General features: G+C 73.1%; 2 protein-coding genes. One reads left to right on the forward strand and one right to left on the reverse strand.

Annotated features, from left to right (window positions below; genetic code table 11):
• Positions 1-619, forward strand: a 619-nt coding sequence (locus I73_RS08545) for an ABC transporter ATP-binding protein (RefSeq protein WP_026096477.1), incomplete at its 5' end; no start/stop codon positions are given.
• A gap of 13 nt (positions 620-632) precedes the next feature.
• Here I73_RS08545 and I73_RS26905 read toward each other — a convergent pair.
• The coding region (locus I73_RS26905) for a lipase secretion chaperone (protein ID WP_022980227.1) at positions 633-1,553 on the reverse strand (921 nt) is incomplete at its 5' end.

Here is a 1,553-nt window from a genome sequence, read left to right on the forward strand (position 1 = left end):
ACTGGTCAGCCTGATCGGGGCCAACGGCGCGGGCAAGACCACCACGCTCAAGGCCATCACCGGGCTGCAGCCGGTGGCCGCGGGCGACATCGAATTCCTGGGCAAGAGCATCAAGGGCCAGGGCGCCTGGGACCTGGCGCGCCAGGGCCTGGTGATGATCCCCGAAGGGCGGGGCACCTTCACGCGCATGACCATCGTGGAGAACCTGCAGATGGGCGCCTATGTGCGCCAGGACGACGAGGTCGAGGCCGACATCGAGAAGGTCTTCGGCATCTTCCCGCGCTTGAAGGAGCGGGCCCACCAACTGGCCGGCACGATGAGCGGCGGTGAGCAGCAGATGCTGGCCATGGGCCGGGCGCTGATGGCGCGGCCCAAGGTGCTGCTGCTCGACGAGCCGAGCATGGGCCTGTCCCCGATCATGGTGGACAAGATCTTCGAGGTGGTGCAGACCATCCACGCGCAGGGCACGACGATGCTGCTGGTCGAGCAGAACGCCAGCCGGGCGCTGGCCCTGGCCGACCGGGGCTATGTGCTGGACTCCGGCGAGGTCAGCATGACCGGCCCGGCCCAGGACCTGCTGAGCGACCCCAAGGTGCGGGCTGCTTATCTGGGGGAGTGACGCCGGCGGGTGATCAAGGGCTGATCAGCCCCAGCACGGCCCGGGCCCGCAGCCGGTCCTCGGGCGCAAAGCGGCTCTCGATCAGCTGGTCGATGGCCTGCTGACGCTGCAAGGCCGACAACTCGGCCGCCCCCTGCAGCCGGGTCAGCGCCCGCCGGGTGGCCTGGATATTTTCGGCCCAGGCCGCCTGGGCCTGGTCCAGGGCCTGCAGCCGCGCGGCGGCCTCCGGCCCCAGCGTGGCCTCGCGTTGACGTTGCAGCGCGGTGAGATCCTCGCCCGGCTGCGGGGCATGGGCGGCGGCGGGCAGGGCGGTGCCAGCCTGTTCCCCCGTGGACGCCTGGGATGGGGTGTTGCTCAGGCGGGCCTGCAGGGCCGCCTCCTCGTCGCCATAGAAAGCCTCGGCCCAATCGTTGCCCAGCACCAGCCGACGCTGGCGCGCACGCTCCTGCAGGGCCAGGGTCAGGCTGTCGGCCGAGGGCGGGCCGGCCGTGCCCGTGGGCGCGAGCTGGCGTTGCAGCTGCAGGTAGCGCTCCCACACCGCCATCACCTGGGCGGTGCCGTCGTCGCTGCCCAGTTCGGCACGGGCCTGTTGCTGCAGCAGGGCGCCCAGCTCTTCGATGGTGGCCTCGCCCAGGGTGCTCAGCAACTGGTCGAAGCGCCGCCGCACCGCGCGGTCCGGCAGCAGCCGACCCTGGGCATCCAGCCGGAAGCCGCCATCGGGCTGCACGCCGCGCAGCGACCCCCGCTCGAACAGGGCCTGCCGCACCTGGGCCACGCTGCGCTGGGTGCGTGTCGGGTCCGGCCGCAGGGCGGCCGCGGCATCCAGGGGCGCCGGCCGGGCCCCGACGGTCGTGGCCTCCTGGGCGGCTGCGGGGCTGAGCCGCACGGCGCCCCGGGCCCCGGGGGCCTGCGCAGCGCAGGCCCACCACAGCCC

Origin of the sequence: Ideonella sp. B508-1 (assembly GCF_000333615.1) — a bacterium.
In the GTDB taxonomy this organism is placed as follows: domain Bacteria; phylum Pseudomonadota; class Gammaproteobacteria; order Burkholderiales; family Burkholderiaceae_C; genus Ideonella.